The organism is Neptunomonas phycophila (assembly GCF_001922575.1).
In the GTDB taxonomy this organism is placed as follows: Bacteria; Pseudomonadota; Gammaproteobacteria; order Pseudomonadales; family Balneatricaceae; genus Neptunomonas; species Neptunomonas phycophila.
This window is the reverse complement of sequence record NZ_MRCI01000027.1, coordinates 1-204: the sequence shown is the minus strand read 5'-3', so window position 1 is coordinate 204 and position 204 is coordinate 1. Positions and strand designations below refer to the sequence as shown.

General features: G+C 48.0%; 1 protein-coding gene. It reads right to left on the bottom strand.

Features of this window, described 5'->3' with window-relative positions:
* Positions 1 to 204: cadherin-like domain-containing protein (locus BS617_RS18315; protein ID WP_170870383.1), on the bottom strand; the 204-nt coding region annotated here is incomplete at both ends.

The following is a 204-nucleotide window of genomic DNA, read 5'->3' as shown; positions in this document are numbered from 1 at the left end:
TGGCAGGCGTGCTGACCGGCGCATCATTCACAGGGATAATATCGAGCGTGGCTGTATTACTGACGCTATCGGTTCCATCACTAATGGTGTAACTAAAACTAATAGTGCCATTATCATCAGCAGCCGGTGTGTAGTTCCATGTACCGTCGGCATTAGCTACCACACTGCCATTACCTTCGGTGATCAATAAATCGCTAGCGGTTA